We start from the raw sequence: 17,972 nt of genomic DNA, 5'->3' as shown, positions 1-17,972 counted from the left end.
CATGAGCCTGGCCCACACACGACGTGAGCAGTTGTTCCCGGTGCTCAATGCCGCTCAGATCGACGTGGCGCGACGCTTTGCAGCGTCGGGAGCGAAACGTTTCGAGCCGAACGAGGTGCTTTATACCGTCGGTGAACGTCAGGCACCGGTGTTCATCGTGATCTCCGGCGACGTGCTGGTCCGACGACGTCACGCGGCCGGCGGGGAGGAGTTGATCGCGATACTCCCGGCTGGCGGGATCACCGGTGAAATCAGCCAGCTCGCCGGACGCTCGGCATTGGCCGAGGGGCGCGCAGGCGTCAACGGCTGCGAGGTGTTGTCGTTCGATGGCGCCCATCTGCGCGCATTGATCATCGGTTCGGCCGAGCTGGGCGAGATCGTGATGCGCGCCTTTATCCTGCGCCGCACGGCGTTGATCGCCGAAGGCGCCGGTTCGATCCTCGCCGGGCGACCGGGTGAACCGGCGCTGGTACGGCTGGAGGGTTTCCTCTCGCGCAACGGCTACCCGTATTCGGTCATGGATGTGACCGACGATGGCGAAGGCCACGCCCTGGTCGAGCGTTTCGGCCTGCGGGCCGAGGACCTTCCGATCGTGTTGTGTCCCAACGGCAACCTGCTCAGGCATCCATCGGACATCGAAGTGGCGGCCTGTGTCGGCATCACGCCGGAGCTGGATCCGGAACGCGTGTTCGACGTGGCCGTGGTGGGAGCCGGCCCGGCCGGGCTGGCTACCGCGGTGTATGCGGCGTCGGAAGGATTGTCGGTGCTGGTGCTCGATGCCCGCGCGTTTGGCGGACAGGCCGGTGCATCGGCGCGCATCGAGAATTACCTGGGCTTCCCCACCGGCATCTCCGGCCATGCGCTGGCTGCGCGTGCGTTCACCCAGGCGCAGAAGTTCGGTGCGGAGATTGCCATTCCGGTCAGCGTGAAGGCTCTGGAGTGCGGCGGTAGCCAGCGCCGGCCCGATGAGCTTTTCACGTTGCGGTTGGACAATGGCCAGGGCATGCGTGCGCGCAGCGTGGTGGTGGCTTCGGGTGCGCGCTACCGCGGAGTCGATATCGAGAATCTCGCCATGTTCGAGGGTGCCGGGGTGTCCTACTGGGCATCGCCGGTGGAGGCGAAGCTTTGCGAAGGCGAGGAGATCGCGCTGATCGGTGCCGGCAATTCGGCGGGACAGGCGGTGGCGTACCTCTCTCCCCGGGTGAAGCATCTGCATCTCGTGGTGCGCGGCGAGGGGCTGGAAGCATCGATGTCGCGTTACCTGATCGAGCGGATCGCCGCCTTGCCCAACGTCACGCTGCACACGCGCACCGAGGTGACGGCGTTGCGCGGGGACGCCACCAGCGGCCTGGCCGGCGCCACGTTCCGCCATCGCGACAACGGTTCGCAATGGAGCGGACCGCTGCGTCATCTGTTCCTCTTCGTCGGTGCCGAACCGAACGCACAATGGCTGCAGGGCTGCGATATCGAAGTCGATGCACACGGCTTCATCTGCACCGGCCAGCCTGGCCATGGCCCGTCGTGGTCGCTGGTCGGGCGCGAACCTATGCCGCTGGAAACCAGCGTGCCCGGCGTGTTCGCGATCGGCGACGTGCGCGCTGGCTCCACCAAGCGCGTGGCCGCGGCCGTGGGCGAAGGCGCCCAGGTGGTTGCCGCGCTGCATCAGGTCCTTGCGCTGGACCGGCAGCGCAGCGCCTGAGAAACGATGTCAAAAAAGCTGGGACGGAGGCGGTTTCTTCCGGAACCGCATCCTGTCCCCCGTTCCGTGCATTGTCACCAGATCCGTACCCGATCCGCCGGGGCGAGATACAGCTTGTCGCCAGGCTTGATGTCGAAGGTGCTGTACCAGGCGTCGATGTTGCGCACCGGACCGTTGACGCGAAACGCGCGCGGCGAGTGTGGATCGCTGGTGACCTGGCGCCGGATCGCATCGTCCGTCAGCTTGCCGCGCCAGGCCTGGGCCCAGCCGAGGAATACGCGCTGGTCGCCGCTGAAGCCGTCGATCACGGGCGCCGGCTGGCCGTGCAGGGAGGCGTGGTAGGCATCCAGCGCCAGCGTCAACCCGCCGAGGTCGGCGATGTTCTCGCCCATGGTCAGGTCGCCGTTGATGTGCACGCCGGGCAACGGCTCGAACGCCGAATACTGCGCGCCGAGCTTCTTCGCGCGCTGCTCGAAGGCCCTGGCGTCGTCTGCCGTCCACCAGTCGCGCAGTGCGCCACTGGCGTCGATCTTGCGGCCCTCGTCGTCAAAGCCATGGGTAAGTTCATGCCCGATGACGGCGCCGATCGCACCGTAGTTGATGGCGGGATCGGCATGCGGATCGAAGATCGGTGGCTGCAGGATGGCTGCCGGAAACACGATGTCGCGCAGCGAACCGTTGTAGGCGTCATTGGTCTGCGGCGTCATCGACCAGTCGCTGCGATCGACCGGTCCATTCATGCGGCCGACGTAGAACGCCCAGTCCGCCGTCGCCGCGCGTAGCACGTTGCCGATCAGGTCATTGCTGCGCACCACAACCTGCGAGTAATCGCGCGGATGGTCGGGATAGCCCACCTTGATGGTGTAGGTATCCAGCTTGCGCAGCGCCTCCTGTCGGGTCTGCGGGCCCATCCAGTCGAGCTTCTCGATGCGCGCGTGGTAAGCCGTCTTGAGGTTGGCCACCAGCTGCTCGATCTGCACCTTGGATGCCGGCGGAAAGTACTTGCTCGTGTACAACTGGCCGACCGCCCAGCTCAGATTGCCGAAACAGTCCAGTCGCTCGCCCATGCCGCAATCGCCACCCGACACCACCTGTACGCCGCGCTTCCAGCGCGCCGCCATCTGCTGCTGGCCGGAGAGCGTCCTGTTGTGCATCTCGAAGTAGGCATTCTGGAACGGCTGCGACAGGTAGAACGCGGCATTGTCGGCAATGCGCGCTGCCTGCCATGCCTGGATCGTCGCCAGCGGCGTGTGCGCATACAGTGCGGCCAGCTTGGGGAATGCGGTTTTTTCTGCCACCACGATGTGCTTCAGGTTGCCCAGCTGTGCCGCCTTCAGATAGTCGGACCAGGCAAAGCCCGGGGCCATCTGCTGCAGATCCGCCAGGCTCATCGGGTTGTAGGTGGCTACCGGATCGCGTTGCTCGACCTTGCTCCAGCTGGCCTGGGCAATGGCCGTTTCGAAGGCCAGGACATCCCTGGCAGCGGCGTCGGGGTGAGGCCAGCCGGTCAGGGCAAGCAATTGAGTGACATAAGCCTGGTAGGCGGCTTTCTGTTTCGCGAACTCGGGCTTGAGGTAGTAGTCGCGGTCGGGCAGGCCGAGGCCAGCCTGGCTGACATACACCGCGTAATGCTTCGTGTCCTTGAGGTCCACGTCGATGAAGAGATTGAACAGCGCGCCATCGAAGTCGACATTGGTACGGCCCATCAGTGCGGCCTGCGCGTCACGCGTGGTGGCATGGCGCACCGCGTCGAGTTGAGGTGCGATGGCCTTGACACCTAGCGCGTCGACACGCGCCTCGTCCATGAACGACTGGTAGAACGCACCCACCTTGCCATCCAGTGTGATTGGCGATTGCCCGGAGTGCGCGGCCGACTCCATGATGTCGTGCAGGCGCTGCTCGGTCAGATCGGTCATGGCCAGCCGCAGACTGACGGCGGGTTTGTCGGCGGGGATCGGCGTGCGATCGAGCCAGGTGCCGTTGGCGTAGCGGAAAAAGTTCGTCCCGGGTTTTGTCGACATGTCGGCACCGGCCTGGTCGAAACCCCAGCTGCCGTACTGCGGTTTGGTTCTGATCGGGTCGGCGGCATATGCCGTGCTCGCCATCAGTGCACCAAGGCAAACCATCGCAAGAATCCTGCTGCCCATGATCTATCCAGCCCGGAAGTGAAGTCCCTCGATATTTGCACGTCCGGACCGGCGCACCAGTGCTGGAAGTTATTGCTCCCGGCAAACCGGCGAAGCCACAGCCCGGTGATCAGTCGATGAGTCTTCGGGCGGAAACCTTGTCCGCCGATTGTCGGCGGTGTCCGGACAGCACGGACATCGTCCGCGGACAGTCGGCGGTTTCCGGAGGCGGTGGAGGAAATGGCTTGGGAATGCGGCTTCGCGGGGTTGCGCCTGGTTGGCACGGCATTTGCCACCTAAGTCTCGAAAGCTTCCTATCCCAGCCAAGGAGAACCACCATGAAATTCGAGACCCTGATGCTGCAGACCCTGTTCAGTGCCTGCCTGCTGGTTTGCGTGCTGGCCATGGGCGCCATGCTCACCACGCACGTCACCGTGGCGAAGGTCGCCGCTGGCCAAGCTCACGTGCAGGCGGTTACGAATGCGGCAGGTTGAGTCCTGACCAGCCGTTTCTTGTCGTCGTTCCGGCGGAGACAGGAGGAGCCGTACGACAGCGAAGCGATGACCAGCTCCGTTGTTTCGGAACCCTTCCGCCCCTCGTCGTAATGACGACATGAGGGAGTTTTTCGGGGTGCCCTGGCGGCAACCGTGAGCCAGCCTTCCACGCATTACGCATTACGCACGCCGTGACAGCTTCCATTCGGGCCGGATGAAGTGGCAGGTATAGCCGCTGGGGTAGTGTTCCAGATAGTCCTGGTGCTCGGGTTCTGCCTCCCAGAAATCGCCGGCGGGTGACAGCTCGGTCACCACCTTGCCCGGCCACAGGCCCGAGGCATCCACGTCGGCGATGGTGTCTTCCGCCACCCGCTTCTGTTCCTCGCTGGTGTAGAAGATGGCCGAGCGATAGCTGCTGCCGCGGTCGTTGCCCTGGCGATTGGGCGTGCTGGGGTCGTGGATCTGGAAGAAGAATTCCAGCAGGGTGCGGTAGCTGATGACCTGCGGGTCGAACACGATATCGATGGCTTCGGCATGCGTGCCGTGGTTGCGGTAGGTGGCATTTTTCACGTCGCCGCCGGCATAGCCCACGCGCGTGGAAAGCACGCCCGGCTGGCGGCGCAGCAGATCCTGCATGCCCCAGAAGCAGCCGCCGGCGAGGATGGCACGTTCGCTGGATGTGCTCATGCGGTGGGTTCCCGGTTGTCGAACAGCTTGCGATAGTCGCCGTAGCCTTCGCTTTCGAGCCGGTCGAGCGGAACGAAGCGCAGCGAGGCGGAGTTGATGCAGTAACGCAGACCGCCAGCTTCACGTGGGCCATCGGGGAAGACATGGCCGAGATGGCTGTCGCCGTGGCGCGAGCGCACCTCGGTGCGGCTCATGCCGTGGCTGTTGTCGTGGTGTTCGACGACGTGTTCGGCTTGCACCGGTCGCGTGAAGCTGGGCCAGCCGCAGTGGCTGTCGAACTTGTCCAGCGAGGTGAACAACGGCTCGCCTGAAACCACGTCCACGTAGAGGCCGGGTTCCTTGTGCGCGTTGTACAGGTTGTCGAAGGGGCGTTCGGTGGCGGCTTCCTGGGTGACGCGGTATTGCTCGGGAGTGAGCCGCGAAAGCGCTTCCGGGGTCTTGCGGTAGTTCGACATGGGCTGCCTCCATGGAATGATCGGGAGAATGCTTCCGGTGATACTGCTGTCCAGCCATACATGGGGGCCGCATGTGGCAGCCCAAGGGACAGAACAGCCTGTCGCAACAAGGACGCCAGAAACATTTTGATCCCGGATCACGTTTCTTGCCCCTGATTCTTCGTAATCTGCACGCTCCAATCGCTCTGATAGGGGGAACGATGTATGGACAAATCAAGTTTGCCGGGTGACGTGCGTTCCGGAAGGTCTGCGTTTTTCCGGAACAACCTGTCCATCGGCGCTGCCAGCAGGAATACTGCCGGCATGGGTTTGGGCCAGGTACTGCTGGCGATCGTGATGATCGGCCTGGGTATTCGCGGCTTCCACTACGGTGACTTCGCCTCGGTATGGCAGCGCATTCCCATCGAGCATTTGCCGGGGCGGCAGTTTTTCGTTTATGCGTTTGCGGCGATCGAGCTGGCGGCTGGTCTTGGTCTGCTCGTGAGGCGCACGGTCGCCTTTTCGTCCGGTGTCCTGTTTGTCTTTCTGCTGCTCTGGGCCGTGTTGCTGAAACTGCCGGCGGTCCTGTTCGTGCCGCAGATGGAAGCCACCTGGCTGGGCCTCGGCGAGATCACCGTGATCCTCGCCGGCGGGTGGATTCTGTTTGTCTTGCATGCCGGTGCATGGGCAAGGAGTCATCTGGAATTCCTTGTCGGCACCAGCGGCGTGCGCTGGGCGAGGCTGCTGTTTGTGCTTTCGCTGCCGACGATCGGGTTATCTCATTTTGTCTACGCCAAGGAGACCGCCCAGTTCATCCCGGCGTGGTTGCCCTGGCATTACGGCTGGGCCTATCTGACCGGGGCTGGCAGCATCGCCGCCGGCATCGGGGTGCTCTTCGCGATCTGCCCGCGCCTGGCAGCGACGCTGGAAGCGGCCATGCTGAGCGTGATCACCATCCTGGTCTGGCTACCCGGCCTCATCGCTGCGCCCGGCAACGAATCCTGGACGCCGCTCCTGATGTCCACGGCGATCGCCTGTGGCGCCTGGGTAGTCGCCGATTCGTATCGCGAAGTGGCCTGGCTGAGTGTTGGAACTTCTTCCGGAGCTGGATCGAACAACTCTTGAGCTCAATAACCAGCAGGATGGGGCATTGGCTCGGGTGAACGTTCGGACAGCATCCATGCGGCCCATGGACGGCCGCGTCATGCCTGGAGGTCATGTGAGTACGTTGCGTTTTCGGTCGAGAATCGAAATCAACAATATCAATCCTTATGTGCTGGTCAGTGCGGAGCAGGTTGCAAGGCTGAGGCATGGCTGGCGCAGACCGTTGCCGGTGCGGGTAAGAGTGAATGGCACGCCCGGCATGCCATGGCACACCAACATGATGCCGGTCGGCGACGGCACGTTCTATCTGTATCTGCATGGCGATATGCGCAAGGCATCCGGAACCGCTGTAGGTGATGTTGTCAGCCTTGAAGTGGACTTTGACGACGCCTACCGGAGTGGCCCCGTGCATCCGATGCCGTTGTGGTTTGGTGAAGCGCTGGAGCGGAATCCCGACGCGAGCAAGGCGTGGGACGCGCTGATCCCCAGCCTGCAGAAAGAGATCCTGCGTTATTTCGCGCGACTCAAGTCAGCGCAGGCGCGGGCTCGCAATCTTCAGTTGGTGATGCATGTGCTGTCCGGTGGGCGGGGACGTTTCATGGCCCGCTCCTGGAACGAATGACGTGGTTGATGGAACGAATCAAAAGGGATAGCTGGCCAGGGCGTCAGCGCGTAATGAGCGGCTTGCTGCACGGTCGTTGCACGAATGACGTCTTCCGACTCGGCGCAGATAGGAGAGGCATAAGGCGGGATCAATTGCCTCCCGATCCTTGAGCGGTGATGATGCCCGCAGCGGGAGTGATCACGGGGTTCCCGGGGCCGAGCAAGCAACCATCGTCAAAGGATATCCGCATGGGCACGACCGAAGCTGAAGGCGACGCGGCAGCCGTGCAAAAGATGTTGCATCGATTCTGGAATGAAGGGCCGGTCGTGAAGTTCTGTGTCGGCTTTTGTGTATTTGTTCTTGCCGAAGTGATCGTCTATGTCACGCTGCACTGCATTTTTTCCTTCATCTGATCGTCGGATCGTGGCTGCTGCATCGCGAGAGGCCACTAATTCGGAATCCTCATTTTCCGCTGATGAATTTTCACGCGCGGCCGCACTGAAATCCTGCGGCAGTGATTCCGGCAGGCTTTGTCGAAACACGGCCATCAATGTTCGATGCGAATGCTGAGTATGCGATCCAACCTGCTAACGGAGCTGGAGCAGGACTGCTTGCTGGACAAACCGGATCGGCTGCGCCAGCGCATCGAGGCACTTGACCGTCTTGACGCACATTTTCCGCAGGATCGGATCGCCGGGAGTGAGGGCGAAGCGGAACTCTATCGTCGGGCTCGGACGATTCAGGCGCGGCTGGATGCGGTGAACCGCGAGCTGTACCTGTGCATCCGCAGCGAGATTCAACGGGGTGCCGGACAGGATCGGTTGCGCGCATGGTCACATGTATCCGGCCACGATGAGTACGACGCAGATCGGGAAGGTGGCGATCGTTACGACCATCTCGACGAACTGGTCAGCGGGATCCTGCAGTTCGATCAACCCGACGACATGGCTGTCGAGGTGGTGCCGGAGATGGTGTTCTATCAGCCTACGCCGGCGCGCGTCGCCTTTGACCTGATCGAGCGCGTCGGACTTACCGGGCGGGATGTGCTGGTCGATCTGGGCTCGGGACTGGGCCACGTTCCGTTGCTGGCTGCCATCTGTACAGAAGCAGGCTGCGTCGGGATCGAGCTGGAGTCAGCTTACGTCGATTGTGCGCGGCGCAGTGCCCGCGCGCTGAACCTGGCCCGGGTGACATTTGTCCGGCAGGACGCGCGTGAGGCGGACCTTTCCAACGGGACGGTGTTTTATCTGTATACGCCTTTCACCGGCACGATCCTGCGCGCTGTACTGGATTCACTGCGTCGGGAGGCGACCAGCCGCGAAATCCGTGTCTGTGCGTTTGGTCCATGTATGTCGATCGTTGCCGCGGAGTCGTGGTTGCAGGCCGTCGAACCACCGGATGCATGTCGGGCAGCGATATTCCGCTCGCGCCGCTGAACTCTCCGGCAGCTGCGCAAGCCTTGCAATAAAGCCCTGATCCGAATTCCCGATCGGGCCGGCCTCACTCTCCCGGGTGATAGACCCGTTCGGTATGCCCCTTCAGCTGTTCAGGCCAGAAGTAGACCGTGCGCAGATTGCCGGTGGTATAGCGTTCGGCCTCGTCATTGAAATGCGGTGAATCCGGATGGCCGCTTTCGCCGCCGGCCGTGATGGCCCGGGCGCGAACCTTGTCACCGAACTCGACCACCGCGACAAAGCTGTTGCCGCTGGTGCCGTAGTAGCGTTTGGTGCCGGGCCAGCGGTGCGCGCCGAACGAGGCGAGCGAGCCCCAGCGTGAGGAAGTGAATGGCACCGGGATGCTGGGCTTCGTATCGTCAAACGGCTGCACGATGTCACCGTTGATGCGCTGGAAGCGGTTGATCTCGCCCCATGGCACGCCCCAGCTGCCGAAGTCCTTCTGCAGCCGGTCAGACGCCTCGACCAGCGCATTCAGGCGCGCCTTCGCGCCAGCTTTCTCGGCCATGACGTCATAGATCGACAGGCCCTCGGCGGTATCGGCCTTGTCGACTTCGTCCCACAAGGTATCGCCCCAGAACACGGCCAGCGAGGTCGGCATCGACGCGATGCCCCAGCGAAAGTCCCAGTGGCGCAGCAGCGCGATCTGGCCGGCCAGCTTGTGCTTGAGCGGATCGTTGGCCGGCAGCGCATCGTAGTCGGCCACGAGCAGCGGGATCTGGCGCGCGAAGGCGGGCAGGTAGGAATCGAAGGCGGCGGTGATCAGCGATGCCATGGTGAAACCCTGCTGGCCGGTCAGCAGGCGCGTGGCGTGGATGCCGCGCGGATTCTCGCCAAAGGTGTCCATGTAGCGCGGATAGTCGGCGCGCTTGGGGCTGTACGGGCCGGCGGCGGAGTAGGGCCAGTCATTGGTGTTGAAGATCCAGCCATTCGGCGGGTTGAGCAGGTGCGGCGCGGCATCGAGCGGAAGCAGGCCCTGCCAGTCGGTGGCCGGGTCGCTGCCGTCGACCGGCTTGGTGTAGTCGAAGCGGTCGTCCCGTTTCGGGATGAACTGCGGATGCATATAGGCGATTTCGCCCCTGTCGTCGGCGAAGATGGTGTTGTTGGACGAGTTGGCCTTCAGTTCGGCCACTTTCATGTAGCTGGCGTAGTCCGTGGCCTTGGTGCGCAGCCAGCTTTGTTCGAGGGCTTCGAGTGGCTTGTTCATCAGCGCGATGGCGATCCACTTGCCGTTTGCCTCGCGCACGATCGGGCCGTGATGCGTGGCGTATACGGTGAAGCTGCGCTCGGCCATCGAGCCATCCTTCGCGCGATAGGGCACGCTGATCTCGCGCGTGGTGACCGGCCGCAGTTCCTTGCCGTAGCGGTAGAACAGCTTGCCGTCCCTGTGCACGATCGTCTCGGCGAATTCGTCGACCACATCGGCGCCGGTGGATGTGTGCATCCAGCCGATATGGTGGTTGAAGCCCTGATAGACGAAGAACTGTCCCCAGGTGACCGCGCCATAGACATCGAGCCCGGCGTCGCTGGTCATCTGCAGTTCGGAACGGAAGAAGAACGAAGTGTGCGGGTTGATCAGCAGCAATGCATGCCCGTCGGCGGTGAGCTTCGGTGCGATCGCAATGCCGTTCGATCCGGTCGGTTCCTGCCAGCTCGACGGCGAATCCGCGCGGGCGAGCGCTGCGGGATTGTGGCCGTAGAAGGCCTCCAGCTGGTTGAGTGAAACGCGCTCGATATCGCCGCCGATGCTGCCCTCGCTGAAACTGAGCGCCATCCACGGTTCAAAGTGCTTGATGACGCGCGGATGCACGTCAGGATGGGTGGCGAGATAGTAGTTGAGCCCGTCGGCCCAGCTGTTCATCAGTGACTGCAGCCAGCCGGGACTCTTCGCGTAGAGCGACTTCAGCCGGGCCGGATCGATGAACAGCTTCATCCGCAGGTCCTGCCAGATGGCGGACTGGCCCTCGGTCTCGGCGAGGCGACCCATGGCGTTGAGGTAGTTGGTCTCGACGCGGTTGAAATCGTCCTCGGCTTGGGCATAGGCCATGCCGAATACTGCATCGGCATCGGTCCTGCCGTGCACGTGCGCGATACCCCAGTCGTCACGGGTGATCGTGACCGCCTGTGCTTCACGCTGCCACTGGGCTTCACCGGAGGTGTTCGCCTGGACGGTCGCAGCGGTTGAGAGCGCGAGCAGTGCGGTAACCGTGAGCGAGAGCAGGTACTTCGTCGTGCGTGTGGGCATCGGCTGTCAGGTTCCTGGAGATAGAGGGAAGGATGCACGTTCTGCAGCGACCCTGCCATGGTTCAAAGGTAACTGAGCCACCATTCCGTTCGACGTCGTTGCACACCGGCATGCCAGCGGTAGGGCGGATACATGATCGTGGCAACGCGTGCCCAGAGCAGGCAGACCACGGGCGAGCTCGCTGCTCATCCCACGGGTACAGTGAACGAAAAATGCCCCAGGTCGGGCGCTTCGAACATGCTGACCGGCGACCGGGAGCCTGGAAGGGGCATTGCTGCAATGTCTTCATTCATGCCCGGCCACTCCTGTTCGAGTCCGGATGCGTCGAAGCGCAAACCTGTGCCGAGTTCATGTGGCAGGCAACGATGACTTGAACACCTCGCCCACAGCGTATTACTCAGGACTTGCCTGCCATCCCGACCAGCTTGGCGATCGTATTCATATTGCGCGCGGTACCGGTTTTCGCGGCGGGTATCGTCAGGCGCGAATCAGCCATGCCGTCGCCGTAGTGCACGTAGATTTCGCGCGTGCCGCAAGCGAGGCGTTCATCCTTCTGGTGCTTTACGGCGTCCAGCGCATTCGAGGGTGGTGCTGCATCGAGAAAGATCGCGACGACGCGATTGCCGGGCTCGTCCGGAAACGGATTGCCGGCCAGCACCTGGGCCATCTCGGCCGCCGTGCGCACGATGACGCCGACCGGTTTGCCCGCATAGACGTGCAGCTGCTGCTCCAGTTTCTTCTTCACCGCGGACTCGGTGAGCCTGCTGGTGAACACGACGTTGCCGCTGGCGATATACGTGCGAACGTCGGTGAAGCCGGCCGCCTCGCACATGGTTTTCAACTCGCTCATCGGCAGCTTGCCGGTACCGCCGACATTGACCGCGCGCAGCAGCGCCACATAACTGGTCATGGCCAGGTCGCTCCATCGCATCGAGAGCGCTCAGTTTCCGGTCAGCCTGCCATGGATTCAAGCGGCCAAGCTGGGGGCGAAAAGGTTTCCCTGCCGTGGCGGAGCCGAAGCCCCATCTCGGGGCACCGCGAATACTCTCGCATCAAGCTCGTCATCCCTGCGAAGGCAGGGATCCAGCCGCTCCCAATGCTTTGGAAGCAACAACGGCACTGGATTCAGGCTTTCGCAGGGATGGCGTCTTGAGAGGCTCTTCGAGATTCCCTTTAGATGCACGGCGTTCCGGGCTGGTCGATTTCGCTGTATCTTGCTGACGGGACAGCAAATCAATGCAGGGATGCGTAGCTGGTTTCGACATCCATCAGGTTCGATGGCTGACAGGAGTTCGCATGAAAAGGCCCATGGCAAACAGTCTGTTGCTGGGTTCTGGTCTGTGCCTGCTGGGCCTTTCGGCGGCGGCGCAGACGAACCTGTCTCCCGTGACGGTTACCGCGCCTGGATATACGTCGCAACATGGCGGCTACCTGATCTCCGGTGACTTCAAGGTCGATCCGCGCATGCCTTCGGTGGTGTTCCCCGCACAGGCACTGGTGAAGGACGACATCCTCAGCATCGAGCCGATCCATTTGCAGGACAACGAATATCTGGTGCTGCAGGAATGCGCATCGGCCGACTGCCACGAGGCTTCGCTGGTCCGTCTCTGGAAGTCGGACGATATCGGTGGCGCCGATACTCGGCGAAATCGGGTCTGGATCACCCACGAGAACAAGTATTTCATCTGGCTCAAGCGCCTGCCGGAAGTATCTGGCGTGAGCTGCGGCCAAGGCTGGTTCAAGTTCGAGGCCAAGACAACCAAGTGCGGCGGCCACTTCACCAGCTTCCAGCAGGTCAGCCCGCCCCTGATGCTGATTCCGGATGGCGATCTGGCTGCATTTCACCAGGACGCTCTGCAGCAAGCCATCCAGGCCGACCCCGTGAACGTGGCGCAGCAGACGCATGAAGGCTCCACCTATGTGGTGACCTACGAAGGCGGCAGCACGGTGCGCATCAGGCGAATGCACGCGGCGCAATGAGGGACAATCGGTGCGCATCCTTCTTCATTCGTGCATGTGTTGGCGAACGTGGCTGAAGTCAAGGAAGTGAACAAGGAAAACCGCGGAATCAAGTAGCCGTTCTTGAAACTGCGTGATGACACCCGTTCGTCGGATTCGCGTTGTCGATGCTTGCAAGCCGCCGGCCCGTTACAGCACAGTACCCGCGTCACCTGCGCTGCCATCGAACGGGAAGGAAGCATGTCTGCCACTGTCTTCGTTAAGCGCATGGCGCTGCTCATGCTGTCTGCGCTGGCCGTACCGGCTTTTTCTGCCGAGCCACCGTTGCTGTTGACCCACGTCACGATCATCGATGGCACCGGCTCCCCGGCGAAGCCGGACATGTCCGTCGCGATCGAGGACGGACGTATCACGGCCATCTACCCGGATGGCAGCCGGGCGATACCGAAGGCGGTGCACGTGGAAGACCTGAGCGGGCGTTATGTCATCCCGGGCCTGATCGACGCGCATGTACATCTGACCGGGGCCGAGCCGGATTTCGCGCACTACCAGCCACACCTGCAGGCGCTCCTGCGTGGTGGCGTCACTGCCATCCGCGACATGGCCGGCGACGATCGCCTGCTTGCCTATCTCGCCGGGCAGGCGAATTCGGATGAATTGGCAGCACCGGACATCTTTTACGTGGCGTTGATGGCCGGCCCGACGTTCTTTGTCGAGGACGTGCGTGCGCAGGAAGCTTCCGCGGGTGAGCCGCTGGGGCATGCACCATGGATGCAGGCGATCACGTCGACCACCGACATTCCGCTCGCCGTGGCCGAAGCCAAGGGCACCGGGGCGACCGCGCTCAAGCTGTACGCCAACCTGCCCGCCGACCTGGTTGCCAAGATCACCGCAGAGGCGCACCGACAGGGGTTGCGGGTATGGACCCATGCGACGATTTTCCCGGCCACACCGGGTGATGCTGTGGCTGCCGGCGTGGACACCATTTCGCACAGCCCTTACCTGGTCTGGGCGGCGGCTCCGAAGGTGCCGGACGACTATCGGGTGCGTGCCCTCGGCGATTTCGCGCATATCCGGCCGGATGCGCCGCAGATCCTCGCGCTGTTCAAGGCGATGAAGCAGCGCGGCACGATACTCGATGCCACGCTGCTGCCTTTTGTTGACGAGGCGCAGCATCATTCGCAAAGCGTGGGCGCTGGCATCGTGCCGTGGAGCTATGCCGTCACCCGGCTGGCGCATCAGCAAGGTGTGCTGATCGATGTTGGTACGGACAGTTCGGGAGTGCCCGCCGATGCGCACGGACCGGATTTGAACGCATTGCCGTCGGTACACGCGGAAATGGCGTTGCTGGTGGAGCATTGCGGCTTCACGCCGGTGGAGGCGATCCACGCTGCCACGGAAGTGAGTGCCGCAGCGATGGGGCAGACTGCGCAACGCGGCACGATCGCGACCGGCAAGCGTGCCGACCTGGTTGTGTTGACGGCCGATCCGACGCGGGATATCCACAACACCGGGAAAATCGCGTTCGTGATCAAGACCGGCCGAATCTACAAGTAGGGACGGCAGCTGAAGTTCCCCGACGCCAGCGGATCGGCGTTTCCGTTCTTGCCGTTCAACAACCCATCCTCACATGTCCTGGCAATCTGCCTCAAGACACAGGAGCACGACTTGTCCACTCTGTCCGATTTCCCGATTGCCACTCGCTGGCCGGCCCGATATCCGGATCGTATCCAGCTCTATTCGCTCAACACACCGAACGGCGTGAAGGTATCGATCATGCTGGAGGAGAGCGGGCTGCCCTACGAGCCGCATCTCGTCGACATCATGAAGGGCGAAAGCCGCACACCGGAGTTCCTGTCGCTCAACCCCAACGGCAAGATCCCCGCGATCATCGATCCGGCTGGCCCCGGCGGCAGGCCGCTGGGTCTGTTCGAGTCTGGCGCGATCCTGCTGTATCTGGCGGACAAGGCGGGCAGGTTCATTCCGGCCGATCCGGCATTGCGCTGGGAGACCATCCAGTGGGTGTTCTTCCAGATGGCGTCGATCGGCCCGATGTTCGGCCAGGTGGGTTTCTTCAACAAGTTCGCCGGCAGGGAAATTGCCGACAAGCGCCCGCTCGAGCGCTATGTCGCGGAATCGAAGCGTTTGCTGGGTGTGCTCGATACTCGCCTCGAAGGCCGCCACTGGATCATGGGCGACGATTACACGGTTGCCGACATCGCGACGCTTGGCTGGGTCAACAACCTCATCACCTTCTACGAGGCGCGTGAACTGGTGGCATACGACAACTTCAGCAACGTCGGTGCATGGCTCGATCGTGCACTCGCCCGGCCAGCGGTGAAGCGAGGCCTGGAGATTCCCGGGAGAGGCTGATGAGGCCGGCAAGTACGGGCAAAGGGCCGTGCTGATTTTCTCCGACCTTCTTGTGAGCCGTTTCAGTTCCTTCTTCGGCCGTTTCGGCCTGCTGGTGAGCCGGATACTGTTGTTTGTTGCAGCTGCCTTGCCATCGCCACAGGCCACGCCGCGAAATGCCCGCCCTGGTACGTAGGGTTGGGCGACGCACGTGACAGGTGCGGGTTTTCCTCTACGTAAAGGTAACGGCATGAACCGTCGGAATCTGCTCAAGGGTGCCGCCGCAATTGCCGCGGCGCTGGTGTTTCGTCCCGCGCTTTCCCTTGGCAATGCAGGGGAAACTGCGGCGGCGCGTCTGGCCGCGCTGGAACGCAGGCACGGTGGCCGGCTGGGTGTGGCGATCCTGGACACCGGGAATGGGCGCCACGTCGGGTATCGCGCCGATGAGCGCTTTCTGATGTGCAGCACGTTCAAGCTGCTGGCGGTGGCTGCGGTGCTGGCTCGGGTCGATCGCGGCGCGGAGCGGCTGGATCGGCGCATTGTCTTCGACAAGAAGTCTGTACTGGCCTGGGCGCCGGTGACCAGCCACCGCATCGGCCCGCCGGGCATGAGCGTGGCCGAGCTTTGCCAGGCGGCGATCACGGTGAGTGACAACACGGCGGCGAATCTGCTGCTGGCCAGTCTGGGTGGACCTGCCGCGGTGACTTCCTGCGCGCGCGGGCTGGGCGATCCGCTGACGCGGCTGGATCGCGTCGAGCCGGAGCTCAACGTGGGCGCTCCGGGTGATGTGCGCGATACCACCACGCCGAACGCCATGCTCGCTGATCTGCGCACGCTGCTGCTGGGCAATGCGCTTTCCGTGACCTCGCGCCGGCAGCTGGCCGAATGGCTGCGCGCTACCCGCACCGGTGCCGACAAGCTGCGCGCAGGCTTACCGAGTGGTTGGCAAGTGGGCGACAAGACCGGCAGCGGTGCACACGGTGAGAGCAACGACATCGCGATCATCTGGCCGCCGCAGCGCAAGCCGTTGCTGGTGGCCGCCTATTACGCCGCATCGTCGGTAGACGGTGCCGGAAGCGATGCCGTGCTGGCGGAGGCAGGGCGCATCGCGGCGTCGCTTTAGGGATGCTTCCGGTTTCCTCGCGCGTCCGCTTCAATGCAATCGCGTTGGCTGCAACTTGCCCCAGGTCTTTCCGGGCGTGGCTTGCATGGCCACAACCTCAGTCGAACGAGATCTTCCGCTCGCCTCGCTCGATCAGGCCTTTTTCGACCGCGGGCCACCGGTCGTAGGCCTTGCCGCCCGGTTTCAGGTCGGCTGCGGTGAAACCGGTGGCGTCGGCATTCTCGCTGTAGATGACCATCAGCTCCTTGCGCTTGGCGGCATCCAGCAGGTGCACGAAGCGCACCGAGGTCAGCGTTGCCGGCAACGTGTAACCCTGTGCACGAATCAGTGCCTTGATGTGCTCCGAATCCGATCCCGGCGGATCCTTGGCGTCGCTTGCCTCCGCCCAGGTGTCCACGTAGAAGTCCATGCCGCCCATCGTGGCGTGCCGCTTCGAGTCGTAGGTATGGTGAAGCTCGGGCCGGGACGGCAGATAAGCTTCGAACTGGATCCAGTAGATGCGCTGTACGTTCTTTTGAGCGTCCGCCTCGACAAAGGCATGCAGTTCGCAATCGGCCATACCGTAGAGCACCCAGCGGCTGGCGCCCACATAGCGGGCCGTGGGCGGCAAGCGTATCCGTACCTTCGGATCGTGCGTCGAGGTGAGGGTCTGGCCCGCCACCGTGCGGTCTGGTTGCTCGGCCTGCCCGGTCCGTGGCGCTTGCGACCGGGACTGTGCGGAGGCTGGCAGCATCACCAGGCAAAAAGCGCCGGCCAAGAGCGGATGGAGGATGGATCGGGACAGCTTCATCATGTTCTCCCGGCATGCCTGCCTTTTTGAATGCCGCGACTCAGTCGTCGTCACTCTTGGGCACGCTGACCTTGCCCTTGACGTTTGCATGGTGGATGTCCCCGCTGCCACTGGCGCCCACCGTGAAATTGCCATTGACGCCGTTGGCAGTGACATCGCCGGAACCGGTGCTGCCGACCCGGGCATCGTGGCCGATGTTGCTGAGCATGACGTCACCGGAACCGGTGGCACCGATATTGACGCTGCCGCCCACGTTGCGGAAGTCGAGATCGCCCGAACCGGAATGCTCTGCCTGCACGTCGCCGCTCACGCCATCGACGTGCACGTCGCCCGAGCCGGTCTGGTGCAGGTCGATGCTGCCGACGTGCTGCGCCTTGACATCGGCCGAGCCGAGTTTCAGGGCCAGCGTACCGGTGATGTGGTCCGCCGTCAGGTCACCCGAGCCCGAGCTGAAATCCAGCGAGGCGAGGTTGCTCGCATTGACGTCGCCGGAACCGCTGTCGACCTGGATAGCGAGCGAGGCCGGCACGTGCACCTGCAACTTCAGGTACGCGTAGCTGGAACCGAACAGGCTGAAGGTGATGCTGCCCCGGTCGTGCCGGGTGTCCACCGTGGCCTGGGCGCCATTGCGGCTGGCGCTCATCTGCAGATCCTTCAGCCACGATGCATCCGAGGCGCAGGCGGTGCCACGTACCTCGATCCTGTTCAAGCCCGGTACGCTCTGGATGTCCAGGTCAGCGGAGCCGAGCGTCAGGAGCAGGCTGTTCAAATCGGCGGCATCGAGGTCGGCATTGCGCGGCGCGCTGTAGCGGCAATCGGCCGCGCTGGCCGCGAGCGGCACGACGGTCAGCAACAAGGCGAGGATGGTTTTGCGCATGATGTCTGCTCCAGGTTGGCCATG

At 63.1% G+C, this 17,972-nt stretch carries 17 protein-coding genes; 9 read left to right on the top strand and 8 right to left on the bottom strand.

What is annotated here, in order from left to right; genetic code table 11:
• Position 1 precedes the first annotated feature (1 nt).
• Complete coding sequence (locus tag ACYVKM_RS11070) at positions 2-1,699, top strand: FAD-dependent oxidoreductase (protein WP_460877637.1); 1,698 nt, start codon at positions 2-4, stop codon at positions 1,697-1,699.
• 74 nt (positions 1,700-1,773) lie between these two features.
• Here the strand turns inward: ACYVKM_RS11070 and ACYVKM_RS11065 are convergent, their stop codons facing one another.
• Entirely contained in the window at positions 1,774-3,846 is a 2,073-nt protein-coding gene (locus ACYVKM_RS11065) for a M13 family metallopeptidase (RefSeq protein ID WP_460877636.1), read from the bottom strand.
• Positions 3,847-4,163: 317 nt separating this feature from the next.
• On the opposite strand from ACYVKM_RS11065, the gene ACYVKM_RS11060 reads away from it, so the two are divergent.
• Positions 4,164-4,319 (top strand): hypothetical protein, encoded by a 156-nt coding sequence (locus ACYVKM_RS11060; protein WP_460877635.1) that lies wholly within the window; start codon positions 4,164-4,166, stop codon positions 4,317-4,319.
• 180 nt (positions 4,320-4,499) lie between these two features.
• Here ACYVKM_RS11060 and msrA read toward each other — a convergent pair whose 3' ends face one another.
• Together msrA and msrB are read right to left on the bottom strand one after the other, a co-directional pair.
• Complete coding sequence (gene msrA / locus ACYVKM_RS11055; RefSeq protein ID WP_460877634.1) at positions 4,500-5,006, bottom strand: peptide-methionine (S)-S-oxide reductase MsrA; 507 nt, start codon at positions 5,004-5,006, stop codon at positions 4,500-4,502.
• Complete coding sequence (gene msrB, locus ACYVKM_RS11050) at positions 5,003-5,461, bottom strand: peptide-methionine (R)-S-oxide reductase MsrB (RefSeq protein WP_460877633.1); 459 nt, start codon at positions 5,459-5,461, stop codon at positions 5,003-5,005. The genes msrA and msrB overlap by 4 nt, the downstream gene beginning before the upstream one ends.
• 303 nt (positions 5,462-5,764) lie before the next feature.
• Between msrB and ACYVKM_RS11045 the strand changes: the two genes are divergently transcribed.
• Both ACYVKM_RS11045 and ACYVKM_RS11040 read left to right on the top strand, forming a co-directional pair.
• Complete coding sequence (locus ACYVKM_RS11045; protein ID WP_460877632.1) at positions 5,765-6,565, top strand: DoxX family protein; 801 nt, start codon at positions 5,765-5,767, stop codon at positions 6,563-6,565.
• Between the two features lie 64 nt (positions 6,566-6,629).
• The gene (locus ACYVKM_RS11040) at positions 6,630-7,166 is read left to right on the top strand and encodes a YdeI/OmpD-associated family protein (RefSeq protein WP_460877631.1); all 537 of its coding nucleotides are present in this window, start codon (positions 6,630-6,632) and stop codon (positions 7,164-7,166) included.
• A 215-nt stretch (positions 7,167-7,381) separates the two neighbouring features.
• Here ACYVKM_RS11040 and ACYVKM_RS11035 read toward each other — a convergent pair whose 3' ends face one another.
• Positions 7,382-7,696, bottom strand: coding sequence for a hypothetical protein (locus ACYVKM_RS11035; protein WP_460877630.1), 315 nt, complete (start codon positions 7,694-7,696; stop codon positions 7,382-7,384).
• A 24-nt stretch (positions 7,697-7,720) separates the two neighbouring features.
• Here ACYVKM_RS11035 and ACYVKM_RS11030 point away from each other — a divergent pair, with 24 nt between their 5' ends.
• Positions 7,721-8,584 (top strand): hypothetical protein, encoded by an 864-nt coding sequence (locus tag ACYVKM_RS11030; protein ID WP_460877629.1) that lies wholly within the window; start codon positions 7,721-7,723, stop codon positions 8,582-8,584.
• 64 nt (positions 8,585-8,648) lie between these two features.
• On the opposite strand, the gene ACYVKM_RS11025 is transcribed toward ACYVKM_RS11030, so the two are convergent.
• Both ACYVKM_RS11025 and ACYVKM_RS11020 read right to left on the bottom strand, forming a co-directional pair.
• On the bottom strand, positions 8,649-10,847 hold the full coding sequence (locus ACYVKM_RS11025) for a penicillin acylase family protein (protein ID WP_460877628.1): 2,199 nt from the start codon (positions 10,845-10,847) through the stop codon (positions 8,649-8,651).
• Between the two features lie 397 nt (positions 10,848-11,244).
• Positions 11,245-11,757, bottom strand: coding sequence for a DUF1697 domain-containing protein (locus ACYVKM_RS11020; protein ID WP_460877627.1), 513 nt, complete (start codon positions 11,755-11,757; stop codon positions 11,245-11,247).
• A 398-nt stretch (positions 11,758-12,155) separates the two neighbouring features.
• On the opposite strand from ACYVKM_RS11020, the gene ACYVKM_RS11015 reads away from it, so the two are divergent.
• The 4 genes from ACYVKM_RS11015 to bla all read left to right on the top strand — a co-directional run bounded on the left by ACYVKM_RS11015 (position 12,156) and on the right by bla (position 16,281).
• A complete protein-coding gene (locus ACYVKM_RS11015) occupies positions 12,156-12,827 on the top strand; it encodes a hypothetical protein (protein ID WP_460877626.1) in 672 nt (223 codons plus the stop codon).
• 219 nt (positions 12,828-13,046) lie between these two features.
• The gene (locus tag ACYVKM_RS11010; RefSeq protein ID WP_460877625.1) at positions 13,047-14,363 is read left to right on the top strand and encodes an amidohydrolase family protein; all 1,317 of its coding nucleotides are present in this window, start codon (positions 13,047-13,049) and stop codon (positions 14,361-14,363) included.
• A gap of 111 nt (positions 14,364-14,474) precedes the next feature.
• Complete coding sequence (locus ACYVKM_RS11005) at positions 14,475-15,179, top strand: glutathione S-transferase N-terminal domain-containing protein (protein WP_460877624.1); 705 nt, start codon at positions 14,475-14,477, stop codon at positions 15,177-15,179.
• 229 nt (positions 15,180-15,408) lie between these two features.
• Entirely contained in the window at positions 15,409-16,281 is an 873-nt protein-coding gene (bla, locus tag ACYVKM_RS11000) for a class A beta-lactamase (protein ID WP_460877623.1), read from the top strand.
• A gap of 97 nt (positions 16,282-16,378) precedes the next feature.
• Here the strand turns inward: bla and ACYVKM_RS10995 are convergent, their stop codons facing one another.
• Positions 16,379-17,071: a hypothetical protein gene (locus tag ACYVKM_RS10995; RefSeq protein WP_460877622.1), complete on the bottom strand. Its 693-nt coding sequence runs from the start codon at positions 17,069-17,071 to the stop codon at positions 16,379-16,381.
• Positions 17,072-17,111: 40 nt separating this feature from the next.
• Positions 17,112-17,948 (bottom strand): DUF4097 family beta strand repeat-containing protein, encoded by an 837-nt coding sequence (locus tag ACYVKM_RS10990; RefSeq protein ID WP_460877621.1) that lies wholly within the window; start codon positions 17,946-17,948, stop codon positions 17,112-17,114.
• Between the last annotated feature and the right edge of the window lie 24 nt (positions 17,949-17,972).

It is taken from the genome of Rhodanobacter koreensis (genome assembly GCF_054782855.1).
Note: the sequence above shows the minus strand (reverse complement) of the source record. Positions and strands in the feature narration are given on the sequence as shown.

What these genes read in the sequence shown, in the direction of transcription:
- ACYVKM_RS11040 (WP_460877631.1), top strand. Translation starts at nt 6,630, where the DNA reads ATGGACGGCCGCGTCATGCCTGGAGGTCATGTGAGTACGTTGCGTTTT.
- ACYVKM_RS11010 (WP_460877625.1), top strand. Translation starts at nt 13,047, where the DNA reads ATGTCTGCCACTGTCTTCGTTAAGCGCATGGCGCTGCTCATGCTGTCT.
- ACYVKM_RS11045 (WP_460877632.1), top strand. Translation starts at nt 5,765, where the DNA reads ATGGGTTTGGGCCAGGTACTGCTGGCGATCGTGATGATCGGCCTGGGT.
- ACYVKM_RS11025 (WP_460877628.1), bottom strand. Translation starts at nt 10,847, where the DNA reads ATGCCCACACGCACGACGAAGTACCTGCTCTCGCTCACGGTTACCGCA.
- ACYVKM_RS11070 (WP_460877637.1), top strand. Translation starts at nt 2, where the DNA reads ATGAGCCTGGCCCACACACGACGTGAGCAGTTGTTCCCGGTGCTCAAT.
- ACYVKM_RS11015 (WP_460877626.1), top strand. Translation starts at nt 12,156, where the DNA reads ATGGCAAACAGTCTGTTGCTGGGTTCTGGTCTGTGCCTGCTGGGCCTT.
- msrA (WP_460877634.1), bottom strand. Translation starts at nt 5,006, where the DNA reads ATGAGCACATCCAGCGAACGTGCCATCCTCGCCGGCGGCTGCTTCTGG.
- ACYVKM_RS11030 (WP_460877629.1), top strand. Translation starts at nt 7,721, where the DNA reads ATGCGATCCAACCTGCTAACGGAGCTGGAGCAGGACTGCTTGCTGGAC.
- ACYVKM_RS11020 (WP_460877627.1), bottom strand. Translation starts at nt 11,757, where the DNA reads ATGACCAGTTATGTGGCGCTGCTGCGCGCGGTCAATGTCGGCGGTACC.
- ACYVKM_RS11060 (WP_460877635.1), top strand. Translation starts at nt 4,164, where the DNA reads ATGAAATTCGAGACCCTGATGCTGCAGACCCTGTTCAGTGCCTGCCTG.
- ACYVKM_RS11035 (WP_460877630.1), bottom strand. Translation starts at nt 7,696, where the DNA reads ATGGCCGTGTTTCGACAAAGCCTGCCGGAATCACTGCCGCAGGATTTC.
- ACYVKM_RS11065 (WP_460877636.1), bottom strand. Translation starts at nt 3,846, where the DNA reads ATGGGCAGCAGGATTCTTGCGATGGTTTGCCTTGGTGCACTGATGGCG.
- msrB (WP_460877633.1), bottom strand. Translation starts at nt 5,461, where the DNA reads ATGTCGAACTACCGCAAGACCCCGGAAGCGCTTTCGCGGCTCACTCCC.
- bla (WP_460877623.1), top strand. Translation starts at nt 15,409, where the DNA reads ATGAACCGTCGGAATCTGCTCAAGGGTGCCGCCGCAATTGCCGCGGCG.
- ACYVKM_RS10995 (WP_460877622.1), bottom strand. Translation starts at nt 17,071, where the DNA reads ATGAAGCTGTCCCGATCCATCCTCCATCCGCTCTTGGCCGGCGCTTTT.
- ACYVKM_RS10990 (WP_460877621.1), bottom strand. Translation starts at nt 17,948, where the DNA reads ATGCGCAAAACCATCCTCGCCTTGTTGCTGACCGTCGTGCCGCTCGCG.